The sequence below is a fragment of the Bradyrhizobium sp. USDA 4502 genome (assembly GCF_054063355.1).
The window spans coordinates 8,962,566-8,988,169 of the sequence record NZ_JBSSGF010000001.1 but is presented as its reverse complement, the minus strand read 5'-3'; the positions used below and the strand labels follow the sequence as shown (position 1 = coordinate 8,988,169).

The 25,604-nt window shown below is 63.9% G+C and carries 26 protein-coding genes and 1 tRNA gene; 17 read left to right on the top strand and 10 right to left on the bottom strand.

Translation table 11 applies throughout. The features are described from left to right. Positions 1–21: 21 nt before the first annotated feature. Genes ACVW1B_RS41980 through ACVW1B_RS41965 form a run of 4 tightly spaced genes read left to right on the top strand, consistent with a single transcriptional unit; the run spans position 22 to position 1,801 of the window. The gene (locus ACVW1B_RS41980; protein WP_028343393.1) at positions 22–336 is read left to right on the top strand and encodes an ArsR/SmtB family transcription factor; all 315 of its coding nucleotides are present in this window, start codon (positions 22–24) and stop codon (positions 334–336) included. Next, the gene (locus tag ACVW1B_RS41975; protein ID WP_253604166.1) at positions 329–793 is read left to right on the top strand and encodes an SRPBCC family protein; all 465 of its coding nucleotides are present in this window, start codon (positions 329–331) and stop codon (positions 791–793) included. Before ACVW1B_RS41980 ends, ACVW1B_RS41975 begins: the two co-directional genes overlap by 8 nt. Then, positions 786–1,253, top strand: coding sequence for an SRPBCC family protein (locus ACVW1B_RS41970; RefSeq protein ID WP_057018077.1), 468 nt, complete (start codon positions 786–788; stop codon positions 1,251–1,253). The genes ACVW1B_RS41975 and ACVW1B_RS41970 overlap by 8 nt, the downstream gene beginning before the upstream one ends. A 32-nt stretch (positions 1,254–1,285) precedes the next feature. Beyond that, complete coding sequence (locus ACVW1B_RS41965) at positions 1,286–1,801, top strand: SRPBCC family protein (protein ID WP_456793793.1); 516 nt, start codon at positions 1,286–1,288, stop codon at positions 1,799–1,801. A 193-nt stretch (positions 1,802–1,994) separates the two neighbouring features. Here the strand turns inward: ACVW1B_RS41965 and ACVW1B_RS41960 are convergent, their stop codons facing one another. The 8 genes from ACVW1B_RS41960 to ACVW1B_RS41925 all read right to left on the bottom strand — a co-directional run bounded on the left by ACVW1B_RS41960 (position 1,995) and on the right by ACVW1B_RS41925 (position 8,766). Further along, the gene (locus tag ACVW1B_RS41960; RefSeq protein WP_456793792.1) at positions 1,995–2,432 is read right to left on the bottom strand and encodes a hypothetical protein; all 438 of its coding nucleotides are present in this window, start codon (positions 2,430–2,432) and stop codon (positions 1,995–1,997) included. Between the two features lie 3 nt (positions 2,433–2,435). Beyond that, positions 2,436–2,804, bottom strand: coding sequence for a nuclear transport factor 2 family protein (locus ACVW1B_RS41955; RefSeq protein WP_092087414.1), 369 nt, complete (start codon positions 2,802–2,804; stop codon positions 2,436–2,438). Between the two features lie 78 nt (positions 2,805–2,882). Continuing rightward, positions 2,883–3,353, bottom strand: a complete 471-nt coding sequence (locus tag ACVW1B_RS41950; RefSeq protein ID WP_092087412.1) for a MarR family winged helix-turn-helix transcriptional regulator — start codon at positions 3,351–3,353, stop codon at positions 2,883–2,885. Between the two features lie 32 nt (positions 3,354–3,385). After that, positions 3,386–4,996, bottom strand: a complete 1,611-nt coding sequence (locus tag ACVW1B_RS41945) for an acyl-CoA synthetase (RefSeq protein ID WP_456822964.1) — start codon at positions 4,994–4,996, stop codon at positions 3,386–3,388. A gap of 269 nt (positions 4,997–5,265) precedes the next feature. Next, positions 5,266–6,786 (bottom strand): FAD-dependent oxidoreductase, encoded by a 1,521-nt coding sequence (locus tag ACVW1B_RS41940; protein ID WP_456822963.1) that lies wholly within the window; start codon positions 6,784–6,786, stop codon positions 5,266–5,268. 27 nt (positions 6,787–6,813) lie between these two features. Beyond that, on the bottom strand, positions 6,814–7,431 hold the full coding sequence (folE, locus tag ACVW1B_RS41935; protein ID WP_456822962.1) for a GTP cyclohydrolase I FolE: 618 nt from the start codon (positions 7,429–7,431) through the stop codon (positions 6,814–6,816). A 119-nt stretch (positions 7,432–7,550) separates the two neighbouring features. Next, positions 7,551–8,006: a GatB/YqeY domain-containing protein gene (locus ACVW1B_RS41930; protein WP_028333117.1), complete on the bottom strand. Its 456-nt coding sequence runs from the start codon at positions 8,004–8,006 to the stop codon at positions 7,551–7,553. Positions 8,007–8,064: 58 nt separating this feature from the next. Next, positions 8,065–8,766: an alpha/beta fold hydrolase gene (locus tag ACVW1B_RS41925; RefSeq protein ID WP_253624871.1), complete on the bottom strand. Its 702-nt coding sequence runs from the start codon at positions 8,764–8,766 to the stop codon at positions 8,065–8,067. Between the two features lie 160 nt (positions 8,767–8,926). Here ACVW1B_RS41925 and carA point away from each other — a divergent pair, with 160 nt between their 5' ends. The 5 genes from carA (at position 8,927) to ACVW1B_RS41900 (ending at position 14,560) form a co-directional block, all read left to right on the top strand. Further along, the gene (gene carA / locus ACVW1B_RS41920) at positions 8,927–10,120 is read left to right on the top strand and encodes a glutamine-hydrolyzing carbamoyl-phosphate synthase small subunit (RefSeq protein ID WP_057017029.1); all 1,194 of its coding nucleotides are present in this window, start codon (positions 8,927–8,929) and stop codon (positions 10,118–10,120) included. A gap of 149 nt (positions 10,121–10,269) precedes the next feature. Beyond that, positions 10,270–10,767 (top strand): PaaI family thioesterase, encoded by a 498-nt coding sequence (locus ACVW1B_RS41915; RefSeq protein WP_168855236.1) that lies wholly within the window; start codon positions 10,270–10,272, stop codon positions 10,765–10,767. Positions 10,768–10,904: 137 nt separating this feature from the next. After that, positions 10,905–12,005 carry a mandelate racemase/muconate lactonizing enzyme family protein gene (locus ACVW1B_RS41910; protein ID WP_456822961.1) on the top strand — a complete coding sequence of 367 codons (1,101 nt, stop codon included), beginning with the start codon at positions 10,905–10,907 and terminating at the stop codon, positions 12,003–12,005. A 66-nt stretch (positions 12,006–12,071) separates the two neighbouring features. Beyond that, positions 12,072–12,593, top strand: coding sequence for a hypothetical protein (locus tag ACVW1B_RS41905; protein ID WP_456822960.1), 522 nt, complete (start codon positions 12,072–12,074; stop codon positions 12,591–12,593). Between the two features lie 503 nt (positions 12,594–13,096). Continuing rightward, positions 13,097–14,560, top strand: coding sequence for a DUF1254 domain-containing protein (locus ACVW1B_RS41900; protein WP_456793786.1), 1,464 nt, complete (start codon positions 13,097–13,099; stop codon positions 14,558–14,560). Positions 14,561–14,667: 107 nt separating this feature from the next. Here ACVW1B_RS41900 and ACVW1B_RS41895 read toward each other — a convergent pair whose 3' ends face one another. After that, positions 14,668–15,195, bottom strand: coding sequence for a Dps family protein (locus ACVW1B_RS41895; protein ID WP_456777598.1), 528 nt, complete (start codon positions 15,193–15,195; stop codon positions 14,668–14,670). Between the two features lie 123 nt (positions 15,196–15,318). Here ACVW1B_RS41895 and ACVW1B_RS41890 point away from each other — a divergent pair, with 123 nt between their 5' ends. The 5 genes from ACVW1B_RS41890 to ACVW1B_RS41870 all read left to right on the top strand — a co-directional run bounded on the left by ACVW1B_RS41890 (position 15,319) and on the right by ACVW1B_RS41870 (position 21,366). Further along, positions 15,319–16,008 carry a class I SAM-dependent methyltransferase gene (locus ACVW1B_RS41890; protein WP_016840682.1) on the top strand — a complete coding sequence of 230 codons (690 nt, stop codon included), beginning with the start codon at positions 15,319–15,321 and terminating at the stop codon, positions 16,006–16,008. A gap of 77 nt (positions 16,009–16,085) precedes the next feature. Then, positions 16,086–16,161 (top strand) — tRNA-OTHER (locus ACVW1B_RS41885). 320 nt (positions 16,162–16,481) lie between these two features. Then, entirely contained in the window at positions 16,482–19,946 is a 3,465-nt protein-coding gene (carB, locus tag ACVW1B_RS41880; protein WP_456822959.1) for a carbamoyl-phosphate synthase large subunit, read from the top strand. A gap of 197 nt (positions 19,947–20,143) precedes the next feature. After that, on the top strand, positions 20,144–20,617 hold the full coding sequence (greA, locus tag ACVW1B_RS41875; protein ID WP_018269816.1) for a transcription elongation factor GreA: 474 nt from the start codon (positions 20,144–20,146) through the stop codon (positions 20,615–20,617). A 353-nt stretch (positions 20,618–20,970) separates the two neighbouring features. Continuing rightward, positions 20,971–21,366, top strand: a complete 396-nt coding sequence (locus ACVW1B_RS41870) for a DoxX family protein (RefSeq protein WP_310879676.1) — start codon at positions 20,971–20,973, stop codon at positions 21,364–21,366. Between the two features lie 125 nt (positions 21,367–21,491). On the opposite strand, the gene ACVW1B_RS41865 is transcribed toward ACVW1B_RS41870, so the two are convergent. Continuing rightward, complete coding sequence (locus tag ACVW1B_RS41865; protein WP_016845095.1) at positions 21,492–21,971, bottom strand: Lrp/AsnC family transcriptional regulator; 480 nt, start codon at positions 21,969–21,971, stop codon at positions 21,492–21,494. Positions 21,972–22,253: 282 nt separating this feature from the next. Between ACVW1B_RS41865 and trxB the strand changes: the two genes are divergently transcribed. The 3 genes from trxB to ACVW1B_RS41850 all read left to right on the top strand — a co-directional run bounded on the left by trxB (position 22,254) and on the right by ACVW1B_RS41850 (position 25,587). Beyond that, entirely contained in the window at positions 22,254–23,219 is a 966-nt protein-coding gene (gene trxB, locus ACVW1B_RS41860) for a thioredoxin-disulfide reductase (RefSeq protein ID WP_456777600.1), read from the top strand. A 2-nt stretch (positions 23,220–23,221) separates the two neighbouring features. Continuing rightward, positions 23,222–24,142: a LysR family transcriptional regulator gene (locus tag ACVW1B_RS41855; protein ID WP_026192264.1), complete on the top strand. Its 921-nt coding sequence runs from the start codon at positions 23,222–23,224 to the stop codon at positions 24,140–24,142. A 530-nt stretch (positions 24,143–24,672) separates the two neighbouring features. Next, the gene (locus ACVW1B_RS41850; RefSeq protein WP_253604181.1) at positions 24,673–25,587 is read left to right on the top strand and encodes a 4-hydroxy-tetrahydrodipicolinate synthase family protein; all 915 of its coding nucleotides are present in this window, start codon (positions 24,673–24,675) and stop codon (positions 25,585–25,587) included. The last annotated feature ends 17 nt before the right edge of the window (positions 25,588–25,604 follow it).

Below are 25,604 nucleotides of genomic sequence, written 5' to 3'. Positions count from 1 at the left end.
CGGTTGCCTATTATCCGACCCATGGATGAAGTCTTCAAAGCCCTCGCGGATGCCTCACGGCGAACGCTGCTTGACCGGCTTCACGATCAGAACGGGCAGACGCTCGGTGAGCTCTGCGACGGCCTCGACATGACGCGTCAGGCCGTCACCAAGCACCTTGTGATTCTCGAGGAGGCCAACCTCGTCACCACGATCAAGCATGGCCGCGAGAAGCTGCACTATCTCAACCCGGTTCCGATCCATCAGATCGGCGAGCGGTGGATCAGGAAGTTCGAGCGCGGGAAACTCGCCGCGCTGAGCGAGTTGAAAAGACAATTGGAGAAGCGTGATGAGTAAACCGGACTACGTCTACGTCACCTATATTGAGACCACCGCCGACAAACTGTGGCATGCGCTGACATCGAGCGACTTCACCGAACGCTTCTGGTTCGGCTATCGCATCAGTTCCGACTGGAAGGTCGGCTCGCTTTATTGTCTTACCAAGGACGGGCGACGCAGCGTGCAGGGCGAGGTGCTGATCGCAGATCCCTCGAACAAGCTCGCCTACAGCTGGGACGTCGTGAAGGAAGGCGTCGAGCGCGAGCAGGTCTCGCGCGTGACCTTCGACATCGAACCGCACGGCACGGTCGTCAAGCTGACCGTGACGCACGACAATCTCGGCCCGAAGACGCTGCGCGACATCTCCGGCGGCTGGCCGATGGTGATCGCAAGCCTGAAGAGTTTCCTGGAGACCGGGCGCGAACTGCCGGCCGACCTGCTCACCAGCGGCGCCAGGGAGGCCTACCATGCCTAAGCCCGAATTCGCCTACGTCACCTACATCGAGACCACGCCGGACAAACTGTGGGACGCGCTGACCAAGAGCGCGTTCACGCGGCAATACTGGTTCGACACCGAGCTACAATCGGACTGGAAGGTCGGCTCGCCGCTCGCGCTGGTGATGGGCGGCAAGACCACCGACACCGGTGAGATCCTCGAGGCCGACCGGCCGCGGCGTCTCGCCTACACCTTCAAGCACGTGCTCGACGAGGACATGCGCAAGGAGCCGGCAACCAAGGTGGTCTTCACGCTGGAGGCCCATGGCAAGATCGTGAAGCTGACCGTGACCCATGAGGGCTTCGGTGCGGGCAGCAAGCTGCTCGACGGCATTTCCAAGGGCTGGCCGGCGATCCTGTCGGGGCTCAAGAGCCTGCTCGAGACCGGCAAGGCGGTCACGATCCCGCCGGCCGCGCTCGGGATCGACGGCTTCGAATGACAATGAAAATCTATCGACGGGTGCGTACAGACATGAACATCGAGAAATTCAAACCGGCAATCGTCTACGCGATCTACATCGCCGCCACGCCCGAGAAGGTGTGGCAGGCTTTGACGACTGCCGAATTCAGCCGGCAGTATTTCTCCGGCAACGCGATCGAGGTCGACCTGCGGATCGGCGGCGCCTACGTCGTGCGGACGCCCGACGGCGCGCTGCACATCTCCGGCGAGGTGATCGAGTGCGATCCCCTGAAGCGGCTGACCGTCACCTTCAACGTCAACTGGCCGCAGCTGGTCGAAAAGCTCGGGCCGACGCTCGTCACCTGGGAGATCGAACCGGCAGGCGACGGCGTGAAGCTGACGCTCCTGCAATCGCATGACCGTCCGATCAGCGACGACATTCTCGCAGGCGGCCGCACCGGCTGGCCGGCGATCCTCTCCAGCCTGAAGAGCCTCGTGGAGACCGGCAAGGCAATGGTGATCCCGATGCAGCCGCCAGCGCGCATGATGGCCGCGCTGAAGGAATTGGGAATCCCGATGCCGACGTAAGGTTGGCGATACAGTCGCTCCATACTCCGCTGTCGTCCCTGCGAAAGCAGGGACCCATAACCACCGCTCTGCGTGTGAAGTTCGCTGGGGCCACGGCGTCGCACAACAACATATAGCTGTGGTTATGGGTTCCGGGTCGCGCTTCGCTTGCCCGGGACGACGGTGAGGAGGTATTACGCCCAGCCCTCGTAGCTCACGCCACGAGCAAGAGCGCAACAATCAGGTTGGCCGCAAACAGCGTCGCGTCGATGGCGAAGATCCTGAGCATCGGGCCCTTCAGCACCGGCCAGTAAGCGACCCCGACGCGCCCGCCGCGCATCAGCACAGGCAAATTATAGGCGAACTGGCTGAAGTGACACGCGGCGAAAAACAGGAACAATGCGAGCTGCGCCTCAACGCCGTGAAAGAACGGCGGCCTTGCGGCCAGGAAGTACATCGAGAGCAGCCCGATCGGCAGATTGATGCCGCCGAGAAACGCGACGCTGGCCGACAAGGTCGGCGCAATCGGGTTGCCACGCTCCTCGCGTGGGACCAGGATCTTCAGCGTGTTGCGTTGGGCGATGCTGAACTGGACGAATGCGGCGCCAAACCAGAGCGCGTTGAGCAGCAGGACGACATCCGAAAATCGCATGGGCTATTTTCCGTAGAACGCTTCGCTGCGCACCACACGGCCGGCGCCATCGAAGTCCATGAACTCGCTGGCGCGCGTATCGCCGAGTTGCCACCACACCGTCAGGCGCGCGATGGTCTCGTCCCAGCTCCAGTTCAGGATCTTGAGGTCCGCGCTTGCGATGCTGCCATAGGCCTTACGCCAGTAGGCGCGGATATTCTCGGCCCCCGTGACCACCGGGGCATCCGTCAACTTGAGCGCCAACGGGCTGCGCATCTCGGCATCGTCGGCGAAGTGCGCGACGACGGCGTCGATATCGACGTTGCACCAGTTCGCGCACCACGCCTCGACAAAGCGTCCGGCAGCCGCCCGGTCCATGATCTGTTCGCCCATGCGACTGCCCTCCCCTGCGTGACTGCAGGGCAGACTGGCACGGTGGAATCTTCACGTCAACTATGTTGACTTGAGAGACTAGTTGTTGTCGGCGATCGCTCCCATCACCGCCATCCATGCGGCGGTGCCGGGCGCGCCGACGCGATCGAACGCCTCGCGGAGCACCTCGCGCTCGTGGTCGGACGCGCGCTGCTCGATGCGTTGCCCTGCTGCGGTCAGGTGCAGCAATTTGGAACGATGCTGCTCGGGCGACCGCTTCGCCGCCACGAGCTTACGCTCCAGCAACAGGCCAAGTGGCCGGTTCAGGGCCTGCTTGGAAATGCCGAGCACCTCGATCAGCGAGCCGATCGAGATGTCGGGCCGCCGCGCAATGACGTAGAGAATGCGATGGTGCGGCCGCGACAGGCCAACCGTGGCAAGATACTGGTCGGCCGCCAGCGTCATCCCGCGCCAGCCGTAATACATCAGCTCCAGCGCCGCATCCAGTTCGTGGAGCTTCCTGAGCGAGGCGCGATGCAGGCCGGGCGCCTGCGAGGCAGTCTTTTGCATGTGCGTATCGTGACGAACTTGCCGGAGAGAATCTAGCCCAGCGCTCTCAGCTCCCGGCGCAGCACCTTGCCCGTCGCCGTCATCGGCAAGCTGTCGGCGAACTGCACGAAGCGCGGATACTCGTGGGCGGCGAGCTGGACCTTGACGAACTCCTGGATCTCGCGCGCCAGGGCATCGCCCGGCGCGTAGCCCGGCCGCAGCACGATCCAGGCCTTGATCGATTCGGTGCGGATCGGGTCGGGGATGCCGACCACCGCCGACATCGCGACCGCCGGATGCTTCATCAGCGTGTGCTCGATCTCGGACGGGCCGACCCGATAGCCGGCCGTGGTGATGACGTCATCCTCGCGGCTGACGTACCAGAAATAGCCGTCCTCATCCTGCACGCCGAGATCGCCGGTCAGCAGGAACTCGCCGGCATATTTCTTCGCGGTCGCTTCCGGATTGCGCCAGTACTCGATCATGGTGCAGGGGCACGGCTGGCGCACGCCGATGATGCCGCGCTGGCCCCGCGGCAGTTCCGCGCCCTTGTCGTTGACGATGCGGACGTCGAAGCCCGGCGTGGCGCGGCCCATCGAGCCCGGACGGATCGGAAACAGATTGGAATTGCTGCCGATCACGAGATTGCATTCGGTCTGCCCGAACACCTCATGGGCGTCGATGCCGAAGGTGTCGCGCACCCAATCCAGCAATTGGCCGCCGAGCGACTCGCCGCCGGTGAAGATGCTGCGCAGCCTGACGCCGGAATTCTTTACATTGGCCTGCCGCATCAGCTTCAGCGCGGTCGGCGGCAGGAACACGTTGCGGATGCCGAGCTCGGCCATCATCCGCATCGCCGCCTGCGGCTCGAACTTGCGGGCGCGGTGTCCAACCATCGGGATGCCGTGGTACCAGAATGCGAACAGGCCGTTGATCAGGCCGCCGATCCAGGCCCAGTCGGCCGGCGTCCACATCAGGTCGCCGGGCCTCGGCAGGAAGTTGTGGCACATCTCGACATTGGGCAGATGGCCGAGCACGACGCGATGCGCATGTAGCGCGCCCTTCGGGTTACCCGTGGTGCCCGACGTGTAGATGATCAGCGCGGGATCGTCGGCCGAGGTGTCGACGGTCGCGAACTCGGGCGATGCCGACTTGACCGCGCTCCAGAACGGTTTCGTCCCCGCCGGCGTCTTATCGCCGACGATATAGACGCTCTTCAACTCGGGCAGACGATCGCGGACTTTCGCGATCTTCTCCCAGCCTGCTTCATCGGTGATCACGGCCTTGGCAGCAGAATTCGACAGGCGGAATTCGAGCGCATCCTCGCCGAACAGCGCGAACAGCGGGATCGAGATCATCGCTGCGCGAAACGCCGCGAGATGCGCGACCGGCAGTTCGAGCGATTGCGACAGGAACACCGCGACGCGGTCGCCGCGCACCAGCCCGTCGTTGGTCAGCACATTGGCGAAACGGCGCGAGGCGTCCGCGACCTCGTCGAACGAGGTGCGCGTGGTGCCGCCATCCTCGTCGACATAGACCAGCGCGAGCCGCCCGGTGCCGTCGGCATGGCGGTCGCAACACGCGGTCGCCATGTTGAAGCGCGCGGGAACGTCCCAGCGGAAGTTGCGATAGAGTTCGTCGTAAGTAGCGGCTTCCTTGAGCATGGTGTGTTTTGCTTCCGTCCCTCGTCATGGCCGGGCTTTCCCCTGCCATCCGCATTTGCTGCGGCAGATTGTAGAGACGTCGATGCCCGGGACAAGCCCGGGCTGACGAAGAATGTGATGCCCGGATAAAGAACCCCGGATGGAGCGGTCGCGCGAACGCGCGCCCGATGACAGGCTCCGCGCAATCCGGGGTTCTCATCGAGTGGACAGACTCCCCCGGATTTCGCTTCACTGCATCCGGGCTACGAACATCCTTGAGGAGAAAGCCGTCAGGCTGACGCCCGCTCCGTTGCGACCTCGGCCTTGAGGCTATCGAGGTCGCGATAGATCGACGCGACCGCGAGCACGCGCCCGCCGCGCTTGTAGCGCAGCACGCAATCCCTGCCGGCAATGCTGCCGTCCACCGCGATCTCGTCCCACTGCTCGGCATGGCCGACATAGTTGATCGGCACGTCGTAATGCTGGCTCCAGAAGAACGGCACCGCGTCGAACACCTCGCGCTGCCCAAGCATATTCCGCGCGGCGGTCTGGCCCTGGCGCTCCGCCACCACCCAATGCTCGACCCGGATCGTCTCGCCGCTGTGCGGATCGGGCCAGCGCGCGATATCGCCGGCCGCGTAGATGCCGGGAACGCTGGTCTCGAGATAGGCGTCGACTGTCACGCCGCGGTCGATGGCGAGCCCGGCCGCTTCCGCCAGCGCCAGCCGCGGCTTCACGCCGACACCGACCACGACGAGATCGGCATCGAGCACAGGCCCGCTCTTCAGGCGGGCTCGCTTGCCCTCGATCGCGGTCACCGTGTCGCCGAGGTGGAATACGACACCATGCTCTTCGTGCAGCGCACGGACGAAATCGCCCATCTCCGGCCCGAGTACGCGCTCCATCGGCCGCTGTTCCAGCCCGACCACGTGAACCTCGATCTGGCGCGCGCGGAGCGAGGCCGCCACCTCGAGACCGATGAAGCTTGCACCGATCACCACCGCGCGGCGCGCTCCGCTGGCCGCGGCGATGATGGCCCGGCAATCGTCGACGGTGCGTAGCACATGAACGTGGGGCTGGTCCGCGCCCGGGATCGGCAGCCGCACCGGCTCCGCGCCGGTCGCCAGCAGCAGCCGGTCATAGGCGAGCGTTTCGCCGCCGGCGAGCACGACATTGCGGCGGCCGGTATCGATCGACTTGACCTCGGTCCTGAGTTTCAGATCGATCGCCGCGTCACGATAAAAATCGTCCGGCTTCAGCGGCAGCCAGTCTTCCGGCGCGCTGCCGGCGAGGAAGTCCTTTGACAGGTTCGGACGATCCACCGGCGGCGCGGCCTCGCCGCTCAGCATGACGATGCTGCCGCGATAGTCCTGCCGTCGCAGCATCTCGGCGGCGGCAAACCCCGCCCCGCCGCCGCCGACAATCACGATGCTGCCGGGCGCATCGACCGGGCCCTTGACGCGGAGTTTCGGCTGCGCGCGCTTCTCGCGCACGATGATGCGATCGCCCTCCCGCTCGACCTTCCAGACAGCGAGCGCGTTGAAGGCGGGCGCGGCGGTCGCTTCACCGGTGCGAATATCGAAGCAGGCGTGATGCCAGGGGCAATGGACGGTCTCGCCCTCAAGGAGGCCTTCGGCGAGCGGGCCGTGGTAATGGCTGCAATGCGCGTCGATGGCGAAGATATCCGCCCCCGAGCGCACCAGCAGCACGTCCTCGTCGCCGACATGGCCGAGCAACATCGCGCCCGTGAAGTCGGAGAGGGCAACGCCTTGTGTCAGATCCGGACCGGAAGGAGCTTGCTGATCGGCCATATCATTCCTCCATCGCCCTGTGACGCTCTAAACCGCGATGCCGAGGAATTCCTGGCGGGTTAGCGCATTGTCGCGAAAGCAACCCAGCATGCGGCTGGTCACGAGATCGGTACCCGGCTTGTGCACGCCGCGGGTCGTCATGCAGTGATGCGACGCCTTGATGATGACGCCCACGCCCTGAGGCTTCAAGACGTCGTTGATGGTGTTGGCGATCTGCGCCGTCATCTTCTCCTGAATCTGCAAACGCCTGGCATAGATGTCGACCACCCGGGCGAGCTTGCTGATGCCGACCACGCGGCCGTTCGGGATGTAGGCAACCCAGGCCTGACCGATGATCGGCGCCATATGATGCTCGCAATGGCTCTCGAAGCGGATGCCCCGCAGGGCAATCATTTCGTCGTAGCCTTCGATCTCCTCGAAAGTCTTTTCCAGGATCTCCGCGGGACGTTGGTCGTAACCCGCAAAGAATTCCTCGAACGAACGCGTCACACGCGCCGGAGTTTCAAGCAAACCATCCCGCTCGGGATCGTCGCCGGTCCAGCGGATGATGGTGCGGACTGCTGCCTCGACTTCGGCCCGGGTCGGCTTGTCGGATTCGGTTTGAGCAGCTCTTGCACGATCCAGCGCATGCACAATCGGGTTCATCGGGGCCTTTCCTTTGCGGAGTCATCGCGAGGTCATGCCCGTCAGATGCTCCGTCAGCAGAAAGGTTCCCGCAATTCGGTCCGCGGCACTTTGCGCCGCAAGCCAGCCGGGACGAACGGCTAGCCCGTCAGCGCCGCCTTCACCAGGCCGCTGGCCTTGCCGAAATCCATCTGGCCGGCGTATTTCGCCTTCAACGCGCCGATCACCTTGCCCATGTCCTTGATGCCGGCGGCACCCGTCTCGGCGATGATCGCCGAGATCGCGGCCTTCACGTCGTCATCGGACATCTGCTTCGGCAGGTACGCCGAGATCACGGCGATCTCCTCGCGCTCCTGGGCCGCGAGCTCGGCGCGGCCGCCCTTGTCATAGAGCTCGACCGACTCCTGGCGCTGCTTGATCATCTTCTGCAGCAGGCCGAGCAGGTCGGCATCGGAGAGGGGCGGCTTGCCCTGCCCGCGCGCGTCGATGTCGGCGTTCTTGATGGTCGAATTAACCATGCGCAGCGTGGACAGCTTGCGCTCGTCCTTCGCCTTCATCGCTTCCTTGACCGCAGTATTGATGTCGTCGCGCAGCATTTCGTTGTCCTTGAGCCAACAATCCCCTCATCTAGGCAGTTTGCACCGGCAGAACAACCTAGTTCCTCAGCCATTCGACCAGCGCATCGGCGCAGGCCTGCGGCAGTTCCAGCTGCGGCAGGTGACCGCAATTGGCGAGCACCACAAGTTTTGCGCCGGGAATGCCGTTGGCCATCTCGTCCGACAGCGAATTCGGCACGGTGTTGTCGGTATCCGACGTCAGCACCAAGGTCGGGCACTTGATCCAGGCCATGCTCGGCCGCGAATCCGGCCGGCTGAGCACCGCGTTCTGCTGGCGGATGAAAGCCTCGGCGCCGACGTCCTCGCTCATGTCGTCGACGATCCGGCGCAGGCTTGCATCGCCCTGCCGCGACGGATGCACGAAGCCCGGAAACAGCTCATCGACCACGCTGCGATATTGGCCGCTTCTGGCACGCTCGATCATGCCGCGGCGACGCGCGGTCGCTTCCGGCGTATCGGCCCGCGCCTGGGTGCTCATCAGCGCCAGCTTCGCAACCCGGTCCGGCGCCTGCCGCATGATCTCGAAGGCGATGTAGCCGCCCATCGAGTGCCCGGCGAGCGCAAAGCGCGGCGGCGCCTCGGCCAGGATCCGGCGGGCGATGGCCCCCATATTGTCGTCCCTGATATGGTTGGCGACCGTCACCGGCCCGCATCGCCACAGCGCCGGAATGACGGGGGCGAAAATCCGCGGCGAGCAGATGAGGCCCGGGACGAGCAGGATCGGCATCGTATTATCCATGCGGGAGCTCCGGACGGGTCATTTTCGGCAAGCAAACGGCCGCTTCAGGGAACTTTAGATTAAAAGGCCGTTCGGGCCTGTCAAATCGGCCGGTATTGCCGTGTGAATCCGTGCCCTTTCGCTTTGACGCCGCAGGGTGCGGCGTCTATTTAAAGGGCTCATGACAACATCCGAAAACGCTCCCGCCTGGCCGGACCATAAACCGACCGCGCTCCTTGTGCTCGCCGATGGTACCGTGCTGGAAGGCTTCGGTCTCGGCGCGGAAGGCCACGCCGTCGGCGAGGTCTGCTTCAACACCGCGATGACCGGCTATGAGGAGATCCTCACCGATCCGTCCTATGCCGGCCAGATCATCACCTTCACCTTCCCGCATATCGGCAATGTCGGTACCAACGAGGAAGACATCGAGACGGTGAACATGGCGGCGACGCCCGGCGCGCGCGGCGTGATCCTGCGCTCGGCGATATCAGATCCCTCGAATTACCGCGCCACCCGCCATCTCGACCTGTGGTTGAAGGCGCGCGGCATCATCGGCCTCTCCGGCATCGACACCCGCGCGCTGACCGCGCTGATCCGCTCCAAGGGCATGCCCAATGCGGTGATCGTGCACGCCAGAAACGGCGAGTTCGACCTGCACGGCCTGAAGGAAGAAGCCCGCGAATGGCCCGGCCTCGAGGGCATGGACCTGGTGCCGATGGTCACCTCCGGCCAGCGCTTCACCTGGGACGAGACGCCCTGGGTGTGGGGCAACGGTTTCGGCCAGCAAACCGCGCCGGAATTCAACGTGGTCGCGATCGATTACGGCATCAAGCGCAACATCCTGCGCCTGCTCGCCGGCGTCGGCGCCAAGGTGACCGTGGTGCCGGCGACGACCGCCGCCGAAGACATCCTGGCGATGAAGCCGGACGGCGTGTTCCTGTCGAACGGCCCCGGCGATCCCGCCGCCACCGGCAAATATGCCGTGCCCGTGATCCAGAAGGTGATCGCGTCGGGGACGCCGACCTTCGGCATCTGCCTCGGCCATCAGATGCTTGGCCTTGCCGTCGGGGCCAAGACCATGAAGATGCATCAGGGCCATCACGGCGCCAACCATCCGGTCAAGGACGAGACCACCGGCAAGGTCGAGATCACCTCGATGAACCACGGCTTTGCCGTGGACCAGGCGACGCTGCCGAAAGGCGCGACCCAGACCCATATCTCGCTGTTCGACGGCTCCAATTGCGGCATCGCGCTCGAGGGCAAGCCGGTGTTCTCGGTGCAGTATCACCCGGAAGCCTCGCCCGGCCCGCGCGACTCGCACTATCTGTTCCAGCGCTTCGCCGATCTGATGCGGAAGAACAAGCGCGCGGCTTAGAGCCCGATCGTCATTGCCGGGCTTGACCCGGCAATCCATCCCTTGAAGAAGATGGATGCCCGGATCAAATCCGGGCATGACGGCTATTGCGCGCGGCTGGCACCGACAGCAGCAATGCGTCTTCGCATCACATCACGGGAAATCTCGACATGACCGCCCCCGCCACCCCGAAGCCCGTCTACGGCGTCTCCTCGATGGCGGTGATGGCATCGATGTCCGGGCTCGACTTCGTGCGCGGCATCTTCGCCCGGACCCTGCCGGAGCCGCCGATCATGGAGAATGTCGAGCCGTTCGACTGCTCCGCCGAGACCGGCCATGTGGTGATCCACAGCGTCCCGGGCCTGCGCCACTACAACCCGATCGGCTCGGTGCATGGCGGCTACGCCGCGATCCTCTTGGATTCCGCGATGGGGCTTGCGGTGCAGACCACGCTGCCGCAAGGCTTTGGCTACACCACGCTGGAGTTCAAGATCTCCTTCGTCCGCGGCATGAGCCAGGACACCGGCAAAATCCGCACCGAGGGCCATGTGCTCAACGCCGGCCGCCGGGTTGCGACGGCGGAAGCGCGGATTACCGACGACAATGGCAAGCTGCTCGCCCATGCCACCACGACCTGCCTGGTGTTCGAGTTGCCCAAGACGACCTGAAGGCAATCGCGTCTTGGCGCCAGATCTTGGCGCATTGGAGCCATGACGAAGCGCGCTGGATCGCGGCCTGCGCTCTGTGATTGAGTTTCCCTGTCCGAGATCAGGCAAACATGATCCGGCCCGGAAAGGAAACGCCGATGATTTCAGCCCATTCAGACATGACCATCCGCGACATCCGCGTGACGATGCTGCGGCTGCCCTGGGCCGACGATCCCTGGCTGAAAGGCGCAGCGCTCGGCGCGACGCGCGACATTCTGATCTGTGACGTCGAAACGTCCGGCGGCGTTACCGGCATGGGCTATCTGTTCGTGTTCAAGCCGGCGATGAAGTCGATCGCGGCCTGTCTCGAGGAATGCATCATTCCGCGCGTCATCGGCAAGGACGCCACCGCGATCGAGGCGATCTGGCGCGATCTGTGGACGGCGACGATGACCTATGGCCGCGGCGGCATCGCCACGATGGCCATGTCGGCGCTCGACATCGCGCTGTGGGACGCGGTCGGGAAACGGGCCGGCCTGCCGCTGCACCGGCTGTGGGGGCACTATCGCTCGGAAATCCCGATCTATGGTTCCGGCTGCTTCCGGGGCGCCGGCGGCGACGGGATGATCGAGAAGGCGCTGCATTTCGTGAAGCAGGGCTACAAGGCGATCAAGATGCAGGTCGCGCACGTCCACACGCCGGCGCAGGACCTCGACAATGTGCGCCGCATGCGCGAGGCGCTCGGGCCCGACATCGACATCATGATCGACGTCAACATGGGCTGGAGCGCCGATGTCGCGATCGAGATGGGACGCAAGTTCGAGAAGTACGATATCTACTGGCTTGAGGAGCCGGTGCCGGCCGATGATTTCGCCGGCTATCAGCGGATCGCGGCGGCGCTGGACATGCGCGTCGTCGGCGGCGAGACGCATTTCACGCGCTACGATCTGCGGCCGTTCTTTCTCAATCCCTGCCTGCCGATCCTGCAACCCGACCCGATGCGCGGCGGCATGACCGACCTGCGCAAGATCGCGGCGCTTGCGGACACGTTCGGCATCACCATCGCGCCGCATCTGTTTCCCGAACTCAATGTGCACCTCTTGGCTTCGATTCCGAACGGGATCTGGTGCGAGAACATGGCGCTGATCGACGATCTCTGGGTCGACCCGCCCGAAATCGCCAACGGCATGATCACCGCGCCGGAGCGGCCCGGGCACGGGCTCAGGTTCAGGGAAGACGTGTTGAAGTTCAAAATCTAGCTGGAACGGTTTGCGGACCGACGGTTTGATGGTCTGGAGACCACCTCGCAGCGCTGGAGAGCCACCATGTCGGTCGTCCGTACCGATATCGAACCCCAGACCATCGTCTTCCGGGACGACGGCCTCGTGCCGAACAATCCGATGCCGTTCCTGGTCTACAAGGCCGCCGTCGACGTCAGCAAGAATCCTGAGGCCACCATCGAGCAGCTGTTCGGCGAGAACGGCTGGGGCGCGATGTGGCGCAACGGCGTCTACGACTTCGCGCATTACCACGCCACCGTGCACGAGGTGCTGGGCGTCGCGCGCGGCCGCGCGCGCGTGCAGTTTGGCGGCGAGCGCGGGCAAGCACTCGAGATCGCGGCCGGCGACGTCGCGATCCTGCCCGCCGGCACCGGGCATCAATGCCTGTCGGCGAGCGACGATTTCTGCGTGGTCGGCGCCTATCCGCCGGGCCCCCCGATGGATCTGCAGCGGCCGACGCCGGAGAACCACGCCAGGGCGCTGAAGACGATCCCACAGGTTGCGATCCCCGCGACCGATCCGGTGATGGGCAAGGACGGGCCGCTGGTGCGGCTGTGGAAGCGCTAGGATTCAAGATTATCGAACGGACTGTGCTTCGTTCTCCCCCTTGGGGAAGGTGACGGGATACAGGCAACCTAAATTGATTATCCGTAGCCCAATCGTTATGCGTGGGGCTCTTTTTGCGCGCTCAACGGATTCCCGAAACTATGCGGGCAGAGAATGCCCGTGATCACGGAAGGCCGCTGACGATTCGGCCTGTCGCCATATTGAGCGCTACTCGCTCCCGCTTCCTGCTCGTGCTAGAGTGCCACGCGTGGAGGTAGTGCAGCCCTTTTCAACGTTAAGCCTGCCGGCATCACTTTTCAAAGAACCTTGATTTAAGTCAGCATCGCTGCGGCGATTTATACCGCCAATGACACCTTAAGGCGCGCGATTCATCTGCGGGAGTGACAGAGCTTCCGCGTCCGCTGCTGCTCTTTTTGCGGAGGTCATACACATCACCTGACGGCATCAGATGCTCCGCGCCTCCCACAAGCAACCGCAACACATATCAGAAGAGGAAATTCGACATGTTTCGAGGAATTCTGACGCTGACATTGTCGCTCTGCATTGGCGCGGCTACCGCGCCTGCAGCGCTGGCCCAGACGGCGCCGGCAATCAACGAGCAGGAGGCACACGCGATCGCGGTGGACGCCTATATTTACTTCTACCCGCTCCTGACGATGGACATCACGCGAAAGCAGTTCACCAACGTCGAGCCCGGCAAGGACAACTTCAAGGGCCCGATGAATACCTTCGTCAACGTGCCCGAATACCCACCGGCGAATTTCAAGGGCGTGGTGCGGTCCAATTTCGATACGCTCTATTCCGTTTCATGGCTGGACATGACCAAGGAGCCGGTTGTCGTCTCCGTTCCCGATACCGATGGACGCTTCTATTTGCTCCCGATGCTGGACATGTGGTCGGATGTGTTCGCCTCGCCCGGCTGGCGCACCACGGGCACCAAAGCGGGGACCTTTCTGGTGACGGCTCCGGGATGGCGGCCTGATCTGCGCGACAGGTTTGCGGAGGAGTTCAAGCTTCCGAAGGATACCCAGCGCATCGACGCGCCGACGCCTTACGTCTGGGTCATTGGCCGCACCAAGACGGACGGCCCGCCGGACTACGATGCGGTCCACAAGATCCAGGCCGGCTACAAGGTCACGCCTCTTTCCGAGTTCGGCAAGACTCAGAAGCCGACCGAGGTCAGGATCGATCCCAGCGTCGACATGAAGACGGCGCCCAAGGTGCAGGTCGATACCATGTCGGCCGGCGTCTACTTCGCGCAGGCCGCCGAGCTGCTCAAGCTTCACCCGCCGCACATCACCGATGAACCAATCATCGCGCAGATGAAGAGGATCGGCATCGAGCCCGGCAAGAGCTTCGAAATCAGCAAGGTGGACCCGGTGCTGCAACGGGCGCTGGAGACGGCGCCGCAGGACGGGCAGAAGCTGATGGCATGGAAGGTGCCGACGCTGGCGCGCGTTGCGAACGGCTGGTCGATGAACACCGACACGATGGGCGTTTACGGCAACTACTATTTGAAGCGTGCGATCGTCGCGCAGGTCGGGCTTGGCGCCAACCTGCCGGAGGACGCCATTTATCCGCTCAATCTCGCCGACAATACCGGCAAACCGCTCGACGGCGCCAACAAGTATACGATCACCTTTGAGAAGGGCGCGGCCCCGCCGGTCAATGCCTTCTGGTCGATCACGCTTTACGACCAGGAAGGATTCCAGGTCGGCAACGTGCTGAACCGCTTCGCGGTCTCCAGCTGGATGCCGTTCAAATACAACCCGGACGGCTCGCTCGATCTCTACTTCCAGAACGAAAGTCCGGGCGCGGACAAGCAAGCCAACTGGCTCCCGGCGCCGAAGGGCGCTTTCAACCTGACCATGCGCCTTTACGGTCCGAAATCGGAGGCGCTGACCGGAAAGTGGAATCCTCCGCCGATCGTGCGATTGGAGACAGCGGTGGGTCTGTCAGCTCAGTAGGCTTCAACCGCACTGACCGCAGCCGGGCGGCCAGACCGCAAGCTTCGCGAAGCAGTCCGGAGCAAAGCAGCTCTGGATTTGCTTCCTCGCGGGTGCGGCAACGCAGCTTACGCCGCGTTGCTGCCTTCCTGGCGGCTGGCCTCGAACAGGAACCAGGTGCGGCGCTCGGTTTCGTCGATGAAGGTTTCGAGCAGGCCTGCGGTGCCGGAGTCCTCCTGGTCGTCAGCCAGCTTGTGCGCCTTGCGCATCGCAGCCGCCATGTGCTTGTTGTCTTCCATCAACTCGCGCAGCATTTCGCGCGGCGGCACATAATCGTCGTCATTGTCCTTGATGGTCTGATGCTTGGCGATATCGCCGATCGACTTCAGCGTCGCGCCGCCAAGCTTGCGCACCCGCTCGGCGAGCTGGTCGGTGGTCGCGAAGATCGCCTCCGACTGCTCGTCCAGCAACAAATGGTAATCATGGAAATGCCGGCCGCTGACGTGCCAATGGAAATTCTTGGTTTTCAAATAGAGCGCGAAGGCGTCGGCCAGAAGCGTGTTGAGCGAGGCCGAGATCGTGTGAACCGCAGCCTGCGGCAGGTCGCTCGGCGTGTCGAGATCGGGCGAGATCTTGTCAGTCTTGGCTTTGCTCACGTTGGACCTTCCTGTTAGGAACCCGTATTTCGGCGCATTGAACATTGGCCGCCGGACCGCTAACGCATCATCAGCCCACCCGTTCCTGAGGCCAGGAACCCGTTCTGCCGGATACCAAACGCGATGGATGAATGGATCGATTATTACGATTCCACGCATACGATCTATGCGAGCCGACTGCACCGTGACCTGCATTTCCAGATCATCGCAAACGACATCATCGGCTACATCGCTTCGCCGGATGCCGTGGTGCTCGACTATGCCTGCGGCGAGGCGCTGTCGGCGGCGAAGGTCGCCAATGCCTGCGCCCAGCTCTATCTGGCGGAGCCGGCGCCCGGCGTACGCGGCCGTCTGGTCGCGCGCTTTGCGCCCGACACCCGCATCCGTGTCCGCTCGCTCGATGACCTGAAGCACATGGACGCGGACTCGATCGACCTCGTGGTGATGAACTCGGTGGCGCAATACATGACGCCGCAGGAGCTCGATTCCGCGTTCGACGTGATCCACCGCCTGCTGAAGCCCTCGGGCCGGTTCGTGCTCGGCGATATCCTGCGGCCCGAAGTCGGGATGGCGAGGGACGTCGTGGCCCTGCTGCGCTTTGCGGCGACCCACGGTTTCCTGCGCGATGCGCTGGTCGGGCTGGCTTCGACCGCGCTGTCCGACTACCGCCAGCTGCGCACTAGGATCGGACTGCAGCGCTACCGCGAGGACGAGATGATCGCCAAGCTCGGGGCCGCGGGGTTCAGCGCCCGGCGCGCGCCGCGCAACATCGGGCACAATCCGTGGCGAATGACGTTCGTGGCGCACCACTGATCCAGGGTTGCGCCAGCTATTAACGTTACCCACCAGTAAACGTGGCGGCCGCTGAAATAATCAGCAATGATCCACTCGGCCCGGTGGCGGAAGCTTCGACGCGGCAGTGGTGCAACACTGTTTATCCTGGTTCAAATCCAGGCCGGGCCTCCAGCCTTCGCTGCTGACGCAGCCTCGGCTCGGCAGGCCTTCTCGTAGCGAAGGCTGCCGCGGCGTAGCCCGCAGGGCGAAGCCGGGCCGATAGCCCCCTCCCCATCCCTCGCCCCCAACGGGCATACGCCGAATGCGGATTTTCCCCCAGAATCGCGGTTGATTGCGCGTTTTTGGGGGTTTCGCGGGTGCGGAAACTGGTCTAAAGACCACCCGCGCGCGAGGGATCGCGCTTCCAGCGCTACAACATGTAGCGCATGGCTCGAGGGACGCGCGGGAAGCGCGCCCTTTTTTTGTGCCTAAATTCCAGTCCGCGAGAGCCGATGCCCAAAAGAACCGACATCTCCACCATCCTGATCATCGGCGCCGGTCCCATCGTGATCGGCCAAGCCTGCGAGTTCGACTATTCCGGCACGCAGGCCTGCAAGACGCTCAAGGAAGAGGGCTATCGGATCGTCCTGGTCAATTCCAACCCGGCGACGATCATGACCGACCCGGAGCTGGCGGATGCGACCTATATCGAGCCGATCACGCCCGAAATCGTCGCCAAGATCATCGAGAAGGAACGCCACGTCGTGCCCGGCGGCTTCGCGCTGCTGCCGACCATGGGCGGCCAGACCGCGCTGAACTGCGCGCTGTCGCTGCGCAAGCAGGGTACGCTGGAGAAGTTCGACGTCGAGATGATCGGCGCCACCGCCGACGCCATCGACAAGGCCGAAGACCGCCAGCTGTTCCGCGACGCCATGGAGAAGATCGGGCTGCAGACGCCGAGGTCGCGGCTCGCCAATGCGTCGGCGCTGAAGAAGTCCGACCGCGACAAGTACCTCGCCGATCAGGCCAAGCTGTCCGGCCCCGAGCTCGAAGCCTTCGAACGGCAGTGGGAAGGCGGCGAGAACGAGCGGCGCAAGCGCTACCAGCAGCAGGCCTTGGCCGAAGCGCTGATGGCGCTGTCCGACATCGGCCTGCCCGCGATCATCCGCCCCTCCTTCACGCTCGGCGGCACCGGCGGCGGCATCGCCTACAACAAGGAAGAATATCTCGACATCATCGAGCGCGGCCTCGACGCCTCGCCGACCAACGAGGTGCTGATCGAGGAATCCGTTCTCGGCTGGAAAGAGTTCGAGATGGAGGTGGTGCGCGACAAAAAGGACAATTGCATCATCATCTGCTCGATCGAGAACGTCGATCCGATGGGCGTGCACACCGGCGATTCCATCACGGTGGCGCCGGCGCTGACGCTCACCGACAAGGAATACCAGATCATGCGCGACGCATCGATTGCGGTGCTGCGCGAGATCGGGGTCGAGACCGGCGGTTCCAACGTGCAGTTCGGCATCAATCCGGACGACGGCCGCATGGTCGTGATCGAGATGAATCCGCGAGTTTCTCGTTCTTCGGCATTGGCTTCGAAGGCCACCGGCTTCCCGATCGCCAAGGTCGCCGCCAAGCTTGCGATCGGCTACACGCTCGACGAGATCGCCAACGACATCACCGGCGGCGCGACGCCGGCCTCGTTCGAGCCGACGATCGACTACGTCGTCACCAAGATTCCGCGCTTTGCGTTCGAGAAATTCCCCGGCGCCTCCTCCACGCTGACCACCTCGATGAAGTCGGTCGGCGAGGTGATGGCGATCGGTCGCACTTTCCAGGAGAGCCTGCAGAAGGCCCTGCGCGGGCTCGAGACCGGGCTGACCGGCCTCGACGAGATCGACATCGAGGGCCTCGGCCGCAGCGACGACAAGAACGCGATCCGCGCGGCGCTCGGCACGCCGACGCCGAACCGCCTGCTGCAGGTCGCGCAGGCGATGCGGCTCGGCTGGTCCAACGAGGATATCTTCAATTCCTGCAAGATCGATCCCTGGTTCCTCGCGGAGCTGCGCGCCATCGTCGAGATGGAAGGCAAGATCCGCGGCAGCGGCCTGCCGACCAATGCGTTCGCCATGCGGATGCTGAAGGCGATGGGCTTCTCCGACGCGCGGCTCGCCGTGCTCACGGAGACCATCGAGGCCGACGTCACCGCCAAGCGCCACGCGCTCGGGGTGCGCCCGGTGTTCAAGCGCATCGACACCTGTGCGGCGGAGTTCGCGTCGCCGACCGCCTACATGTATTCGACCTATGAGCGGCCGTTCGCCGGCGAACTCGCCGACGAGAGCGCGCCGTCGGACCGCAAGAAGGTGATCATCCTCGGCGGCGGCCCGAACCGCATCGGCCAGGGCATCGAGTTCGACTATTGCTGCTGCCACGCCTGCTTCGCGCTCGAGGACGCCGGTTACGAGACCATCATGGTCAACTGCAACCCGGAAACGGTGTCGACCGACTACGACACCGCCGACCGGCTGTATTTCGAGCCGCTGACCGCCGAGGACGTGCTCGAGATCATCGCGACCGAGCGCAAGAACGGCACGCTGCACGGCGTGATCGTGCAGTTCGGCGGCCAGACCCCGCTGAAGCTTGCCCGCGCGCTCGAAGCCGCTGAAGTGCCGATCCTCGGCACCTCGCCTGATGCGATCGACCTCGCCGAGGACCGCGACCGCTTCAAGCGCGTGCTCGACAAGCTGCGTCTCAAGCAGCCGAAGAACGGCATCGCCTATTCGGTCGAGCAGGCCCGCCTCGTCGCCGCCGATCTCGACCTGCCGCTGGTGGTGCGTCCGTCCTACGTGCTCGGCGGCCGCGCGATGCAGATCATCCGCGAGGAGAACCAGCTCAACGACTACCTGCTGGGAACGCTGCCCGAGCTGGTGCCCGCCGACATCAAGGCGCGCTACCCGAACGACAAGACCGGGCAGATCAACACCGTGCTCGGCAAGAACCCGCTGCTGTTCGACCGCTATCTGTCCGACGCGACCGAAGTCGACGTCGACTGCCTCTGCGACGGCAAGGACACCTTCATCGTCGGCATCATGGAGCACATCGAGGAAGCCGGCATCCATTCCGGCGACTCCGCCTGCTCGCTGCCGCCGCATTCGCTCGACGCCAAGACCATCGAGGAGCTGGAGCGGCAGACCCGCGAGCTCGCGCTCGGGCTCGACGTGGTCGGCCTGATGAACGTGCAATACGCCATCAAGGACGGCGAGATCTACGTGCTCGAGGTCAACCCGCGCGCATCCCGCACCGTGCCGTTCGTCGCCAAGGTGATCGGCACGCCGGTCGCCAAGATCGCGGCGCGGATCATGGCCGGCGAAAAGCTCGCCGACTTCAAGCTGAAGAAGAAGAAGCTCGGCCATGTCGGCGTGAAGGAATCGGTATTCCCGTTCGCGCGTTTCCCCGGCGTCGATACCGTGCTCGGACCGGAGATGCGTTCGACCGGCGAAGTGATGGGCATCGACCGCTCCTTCGAGGTCGCGTTCGCGAAGAGCCAGCTCGGCGGCGGCACACGCGTGCCGCGGCAGGGCACGGTGTTCGTTTCGGTGCGCGGCGACGACAAGATGCGCATCGCGGATGCGGTGCGGCTGTTGCACTCGCTCGGCTTCAAGGTGATGGCAACCTCGGGCACGCAGCGCTACCTCAGCGACAACGGCGTGCCGACGGAAAAGGTGAACAAGGTGCTCGAAGGCCGTCCGCACATCGTCGACGCCATCACCAATGGCGACGTCCAGCTGGTCTTCAATACCACCGAAGGTCCGCAGGCGCTGGCCGACAGCCGCTCGCTGCGGCGGGCTGCCCTCTTGCATAAAGTGCCATATTACACCACTCTTTCGGGCGCGGTGGCGGCCGCACGGGGAATCCGGGCCTATCGGGCCGGGGACCTTGAGGTCCGCACGCTTCAGAGTTACTTTTCCGAAAGCTGACCGCTGCCCGGGCTGAAGGCCCGAAGCGGTCAATTAGCCGAATGGCTGGAACTCACCGCGCGATTGGATGTTGTCACGGCCCTTAGCGGGGCCGAATATCACTGGGCTTCCGGGCGCGTTGGCGCCCTGATTCCTGCGTTAGCTGAACTGGATATTCGTGCACGGCCGCCGGGCGCGCGCGATGAAGGACGAAGATGATGGATAAGGTTCCGATGACCGCGGGCGGATACGCCGCGCTGACGGACGAGTTGAAGCATCGCCAATCGGTGGATCGTCCGCGCATCATCGAACACATCGCGGAAGCGCGCTCGCACGGCGATCTCTCGGAGAACGCCGAGTATCACGCCGCCAAGGAAGAGCAGTCGCACAACGAGGGCCGCATCGCCGAGCTCGAGGACAAGCTCGCGCGCGCCGACATCATCGACATTTCGAAACTGTCAGGCGACACCATCAAGTTCGGCGCGACCGTGACGCTGATCGATGAGGACACCGAGAAGAAGGCGGTGTGGCAGATCGTCGGCGAAGTCGAGGCCGACGCCAAGAAGGGCCGCATCTCCATCACCTCGCCGCTCGCGCGCGCGCTGATCGGCAAGAAGAAGGGGACCACCGTCGAGGTGATGGCGCCGGGCGGCGCCAAGGCCTACGAGATCACCAAGGTCGAGTGGCGGTAGTTACCTTCACGTGACTGGTGCAGAAAAGCCGCGTCCCGCACGCGGCTTTTTTTATGCCCCGCGTTTCTCCCCGGTCTGACAGCAATGTGAATGGAGAGCCGCTGCACGCCATGCCAGTGAGGCCGTGACATGTTTATGCAGTATAATCATGTCGGGGGACGGAGTTCGGGCTGACGATCGCGTCGCAACACGGATCGCTGCGCGTCACCGTGCCGCTGCCGCGTTCTCTCGCAACTGCCATCGCGCGAGGAATGATTCCAGGCGCAAGGTGTTGACATCACACTCCGGTGGCGGACACCGTGTGTTTCTGCATCTTGCAACGTTCCAGTGTGTCAAACAGGGGGTAAATGACAATGGACCAGATGTTCTCCAAGCTCCAGCCGGTGGCGCTCAGCCTGTTCCGGTTCATCACCGGACTGCTGCTGTTTCAGTTCGGCGTTGCCAAGATTCTCAAATTCCCACCCGGGACAATGTTCGAGAAGGTCGAGTTGTTCTCATTGATCGGCGCGGCCGGCGCACTCGAATTGGTGCTCGGCGGGCTCCTGATGATTGGCCTGTTCTCGCGGATCGTCGCCTTCATCCTGGCGGGTGAAATGGCCTTCGCTTACTTCATCGGCCATTTCCCAAAAGGGTTCTACCCGCTGCTCAATAACGGCAGTCTGGCGATCGCGTTCTGCTTCGCCTGCCTCTACCTCGCGACCTCGGGCCCGGGTCCGATCAGCGTCGACGCTGCGATGGGGAAGAGGTAGCAGCGCTAGGCGCTTCCCACTCCTTGATGACGTCATTCCGGGATGGCGCGTTAGCGTCAGACCCGGAATCTCGAGATTCCGGGCTCGATGCTAACGCATCGCCCCGGAATGACGCGCACAGCGCTCTAGCCCACCGCCTTCAATCCCAGCGGCACCGCGGCCTCGTACTTCGAATTGTGCAGCACCAGTGACGTCCTGACGTTGCGCACATGCGGCGCCGCCGTCAGGTGGGTGACGAAATCCTGGAACGTCGCCATGTCGGGCGCGACGCATTTGAGGATGAAATCGACTTCGCCCGACAGCATCCAGCATTCCCGCACCAGCGGCTCGGCGCGCACGAAATTCTCGAAGGCGCGGAGATCGGCGTCGGCCTGGCTCGACAGATGCACCGAGGCGAACACCGTGACGTCGTAGCCGAGGCGGCGCGGATCGAGCAGGCCGCGGTATCCCTGGATGTAGCCTTCCTCCTCCAGCGCCCTGACCCTGCGCAGGCAGGGCGGCGGCGAGATACCGACGCGTTTGGCCAGTTCCACATTGGTGATTCGGCCATCGGCCTGGATCTCGGCGAGGATTTTGAGGTCGATCTCGTCAAGGTTCTTCGACACGCGACTACAGTTCCCTAGGGGTTTGGAAGGCTTGGCGGATCCGCCGGCAACTCTCATAGCGCAGCCCGCTGGCATTGCGCAATTTTATTGCGCGTGCAGCGCACGATTTCGCGAATGTGACTTCAGTTCCGGGGAAAAATCGCTGCCATGGATTGCAAATCTTGCATAGCTTCCCAGATATCTTAGACTTGGATTTGACACTTTCAGCACCGCCGTGACCTGCTTCCGGGGTGCTTCCCACACAAGTCCCCGTCAAAGTCCCCAGCAGAGAGGGATCAGCTAATGCCCGCGCCTGTCCACGCCAAGGTCGTCATCATCGGGTCCGGCCCCGCCGGCTACACCGCAGCGATCTACGCGGCACGCGCGATGCTCGAGCCGGTGCTGATCCAGGGCATCCAGCCGGGCGGGCAGCTCACCATCACCACCGACGTCGAGAACTATCCCGGCTTCGCCGATGTGATCCAGGGCCCCTGGCTGATGGAGCAGATGGAGAAGCAGGCGGCCCATGTCGGCACCAAGATCGTTACCGATCACGTCAACAAGCTGGAACTCGGCCAGCGCCCGTTTCGCCTGACCTGCGATTCCGGCGACGTCTATCTTGCCGAGACCGTGATCCTCGCCACCGGCGCTCAGGCGCGCTGGCTCGGCCTGCCCTCGGAAGAGAAGTTCCAGGGCGGCGGCGTGTCGGCCTGCGCGACCTGCGACGGCTTCTTCTATCGCGGCAAGGACGTCGTGGTGGTCGGCGGCGGCAACACCGCGGTCGAGGAAGCGCTGTACCTGACCAATCACGCCTCCCAGGTCACCATCGTGCATCGCCGCGGTCATTTCCGCGCCGAGCGCATCCTGCAGGAGCGGCTGTTCAAGCATCCCAAGATCAAGGTGGTGTGGGATTCGGCAATCGACGAGATCTGCGGATCGGAGAACCCGAACAAGGTCACCCATGTGCGGCTAAAGAACGTCAAGACCGGCGCGCTCACGAACCTCAAAACCGACGGCGTCTTCATCGCGATCGGCCATGCGCCGGCGACGGAGCTCGTCAAAGGCCAGATCAAGCTGAAACCGTCGGGCTATGTCGAGGTTGCGCCGAACTCCACCGCGACCTCGATGCCCGGCCTGTTCGCCGCGGGCGACGTGGCGGATGAAACCTTCCGGCAGGCGGTCACCGCCGCCGGCCTCGGCTGCATGGCTGCGCTCGAGGCGGAACGCTTCCTGGCTCTTCGCGCGAGCGATCGCGCAGCGGCGGAATAATCATGGCACGATCTCGCGACGGATTTACGGATATGGATTGGGACAAGCTGAAGGTCTTTCACGCAGCGGCGGAGGCTGGCAGCTTCACTCATGCCGGCGAACAGCTTGGCCTGTCGCAATCGGCGGTCTCCCGCCAGGTCAGCGCGCTGGAGCAGGAGCTCTCGGTGTCGCTGTTTCACCGCCACGCCCGCGGCCTGATCCTCACCGAACAGGGCGACCTCCTGTTCCGCACCGCGCATGACGTGTTCATGCAGCTGCAGGCGGCCCGCGCAAAGCTCACCGACAGCCGCGAGCGGCCGAGCGGCGACCTCAAGATCACGACGCCGCCGGCGCTGGGCATCAACTGGCTGATCCCGCGGCTCGACGAGTTCACCGCGCTCTATCCCGACATCCGGATCTCGCTGATCGTCACCGACGAGGATCTCGACCTCTCGATGCGCGAGGCCGACGTCGCGATCCGCACCCGCAAGCCGACCCAGCCGGACCTGATCCAGCGCAAGCTGTTCTCGATCGGCTTCCATGCCTACTGCTCGCCGGAATACATCAAGCGCTTCGGCACGCCACGCACGCTCGATGATCTCGACTCGCACCGCATCATCATGCTCGGCGACTCGCAGGTGCCGGCGCATCTGCAGAACCGCAGTTGGCTGATCGATGCCGGCCGCAACGGCTCCGGTCCGCGCGAGCCCTACTTCAAGGTCAACAACATCCTCGGCCTCGTGCGCGCCTGCCAGCAGGGCCTCGGCATCGCCGCGCTGCCGGACTATCTGGTCGAACAGAACAACCTCGTGCAGCTGTTCGGCGAGTCCGACTCGATCGCGCTCGACACCTACTTCGTCTATCCGGAAGAGCTGAAGACGGTGGCCCGGGTGCAGGTGTTCCGCGACTTCGTGGTCAGCAAGGCGCAGCGCTGGCCGTCGTGATTAAGCCGCCCTTATAGGGCTGCTTTATAGGGATATCCGTGCTGCCCCCGGTCTCCGCATGACTGACATGCGACCTGGATAGTTGCTGCAAGCCGTCGATGGGGATCATAGTGCTTACACGCTGAGCGTTCGCGTCGCGCATATGTCCCCCTCCTCCAGTGGCGCGGAAGTTCAGTAATCCCTCTTGGAAGGTGATTGTGTCGGCCTCACGTGGCCAATACCTTAAGCCGGGCTCACTCGAGCCCGGCTTTTTTTCATCGCCGTGCCTTTTCACCTCCACGTCATGCGCAAAACGCGCCGCACGCGCCGATCAGCATGTGCATTGACAACAACCTCGCAGCGCAGCATCATTATCCAATGATCACGACTTCGTGCGCCGTTCTGTCGTCGAAAAAAGCTCCCCTCCCGGGGACACGAGATCGCGCGCGATAAGATCACCTTCGCATTCAGACCGATCCCGAAACCCCGCCGCCTGGACGGGGTTTTTTGTTGGTCCCGTCTCCGGCTTTGCCTTCTTAAGGAGATGGAACATGACCGATCTACATCAGCAATTGCAGGGCCTCTGGCTGCCTTTGATCACGCCATTCCGTAACGGCGAGCTCGACGTCACGTCGCTGCGGCGTCTCGTACGGCACTACGCCAATGGCCCCGTCGACGGGTTCATTCTCGGCGCAACCTCCGGCGAGGGCATGGCGCTCAGCGTGGACGAACTGGAGGGGCTGGTGAGCGTCGTGCTCGACGAGCTCAGTGCCAGCTCCCGCCATTTGCCGGTCTGTCTCGGGCTCTCCGGCGCCTCGACCGCCCGGATGAAGGAAGCGCTGGATGATACGGCCGACTGGCCGATCAACGGCTATCTGATCGCCAGCCCCTATTACATCAGGCCCTCGCAACGCGGGCTCGTGCAGCACTTCAACGCGCTCGCCGATCACGCGTCGTGGCCGATCGTGCTTTACAACATCCCCTATCGCACGGCGGTGAACCTGACCAACGAGACGCTGCTGGCGCTCGCGGACCATCCGAACATCGCCGGCATGAAGGATTGCTGCGCCGACCGCGCGCAGTCGATCGACTTCCTCAACCGCCGGCCGGCCGGCTTTCGCGTGCTGACCGGCGAGGACGCGCAAACCTTCGATGCGCTCTCGGACGGCGCCGACGGCGCGATCCTGCTGTCCGCACATCTGGAAACGAACACCTTCGCTGCGATCCGCACGCTGCTGCAGCAGGGCCAGCGCGACGCGGCGCTGGCCGCCTGGCAGAGCGTCGTCGGCCTGACGAGGCTGCTGTTCGCCGAACCGAGCCCCGCGCCGGCCAAGCACTGGCTGTGGCGACAGGGGCTGATCGACAGCCCCGAGGTGCGGCTGCCGATGGTCGCGGTGAGCGAGGATCTCGCAACCTGGCTCGATGCCGAGATAGAGCGCCGCGCGCAGCTGCTGCTGCCAGCCTAAGTCTTGTAGCCCGGATG

Excerpts from the sequence above, each read along its gene's own strand:
- ACVW1B_RS41980 (WP_028343393.1), top strand. The coding sequence starts at position 22 with ATGGATGAAGTCTTCAAAGCCCTCGCGGATGCCTCACGGCGAACGCTG.
- ACVW1B_RS41975 (WP_253604166.1), top strand. The coding sequence starts at position 329 with ATGAGTAAACCGGACTACGTCTACGTCACCTATATTGAGACCACCGCC.
- ACVW1B_RS41970 (WP_057018077.1), top strand. The coding sequence starts at position 786 with ATGCCTAAGCCCGAATTCGCCTACGTCACCTACATCGAGACCACGCCG.
- ACVW1B_RS41965 (WP_456793793.1), top strand. The coding sequence starts at position 1,286 with ATGAACATCGAGAAATTCAAACCGGCAATCGTCTACGCGATCTACATC.
- ACVW1B_RS41960 (WP_456793792.1), bottom strand. The coding sequence starts at position 2,432 with ATGCGATTTTCGGATGTCGTCCTGCTGCTCAACGCGCTCTGGTTTGGC.
- ACVW1B_RS41955 (WP_092087414.1), bottom strand. The coding sequence starts at position 2,804 with ATGGGCGAACAGATCATGGACCGGGCGGCTGCCGGACGCTTTGTCGAG.
- ACVW1B_RS41950 (WP_092087412.1), bottom strand. The coding sequence starts at position 3,353 with ATGCAAAAGACTGCCTCGCAGGCGCCCGGCCTGCATCGCGCCTCGCTC.
- ACVW1B_RS41945 (WP_456822964.1), bottom strand. The coding sequence starts at position 4,996 with ATGCTCAAGGAAGCCGCTACTTACGACGAACTCTATCGCAACTTCCGC.
- ACVW1B_RS41940 (WP_456822963.1), bottom strand. The coding sequence starts at position 6,786 with ATGGCCGATCAGCAAGCTCCTTCCGGTCCGGATCTGACACAAGGCGTT.
- folE (WP_456822962.1), bottom strand. The coding sequence starts at position 7,431 with ATGAACCCGATTGTGCATGCGCTGGATCGTGCAAGAGCTGCTCAAACC.
- ACVW1B_RS41930 (WP_028333117.1), bottom strand. The coding sequence starts at position 8,006 with ATGCTGCGCGACGACATCAATACTGCGGTCAAGGAAGCGATGAAGGCG.
- ACVW1B_RS41925 (WP_253624871.1), bottom strand. The coding sequence starts at position 8,766 with ATGGATAATACGATGCCGATCCTGCTCGTCCCGGGCCTCATCTGCTCG.
- carA (WP_057017029.1), top strand. The coding sequence starts at position 8,927 with ATGACAACATCCGAAAACGCTCCCGCCTGGCCGGACCATAAACCGACC.
- ACVW1B_RS41915 (WP_168855236.1), top strand. The coding sequence starts at position 10,270 with ATGACCGCCCCCGCCACCCCGAAGCCCGTCTACGGCGTCTCCTCGATG.
- ACVW1B_RS41910 (WP_456822961.1), top strand. The coding sequence starts at position 10,905 with ATGATTTCAGCCCATTCAGACATGACCATCCGCGACATCCGCGTGACG.
- ACVW1B_RS41905 (WP_456822960.1), top strand. The coding sequence starts at position 12,072 with ATGTCGGTCGTCCGTACCGATATCGAACCCCAGACCATCGTCTTCCGG.
- ACVW1B_RS41900 (WP_456793786.1), top strand. The coding sequence starts at position 13,097 with ATGTTTCGAGGAATTCTGACGCTGACATTGTCGCTCTGCATTGGCGCG.
- ACVW1B_RS41890 (WP_016840682.1), top strand. The coding sequence starts at position 15,319 with ATGGATGAATGGATCGATTATTACGATTCCACGCATACGATCTATGCG.
- carB (WP_456822959.1), top strand. The coding sequence starts at position 16,482 with ATGCCCAAAAGAACCGACATCTCCACCATCCTGATCATCGGCGCCGGT.
- greA (WP_018269816.1), top strand. The coding sequence starts at position 20,144 with ATGGATAAGGTTCCGATGACCGCGGGCGGATACGCCGCGCTGACGGAC.
- ACVW1B_RS41870 (WP_310879676.1), top strand. The coding sequence starts at position 20,971 with ATGGACCAGATGTTCTCCAAGCTCCAGCCGGTGGCGCTCAGCCTGTTC.
- trxB (WP_456777600.1), top strand. The coding sequence starts at position 22,254 with ATGCCCGCGCCTGTCCACGCCAAGGTCGTCATCATCGGGTCCGGCCCC.
- ACVW1B_RS41855 (WP_026192264.1), top strand. The coding sequence starts at position 23,222 with ATGGCACGATCTCGCGACGGATTTACGGATATGGATTGGGACAAGCTG.
- ACVW1B_RS41850 (WP_253604181.1), top strand. The coding sequence starts at position 24,673 with ATGACCGATCTACATCAGCAATTGCAGGGCCTCTGGCTGCCTTTGATC.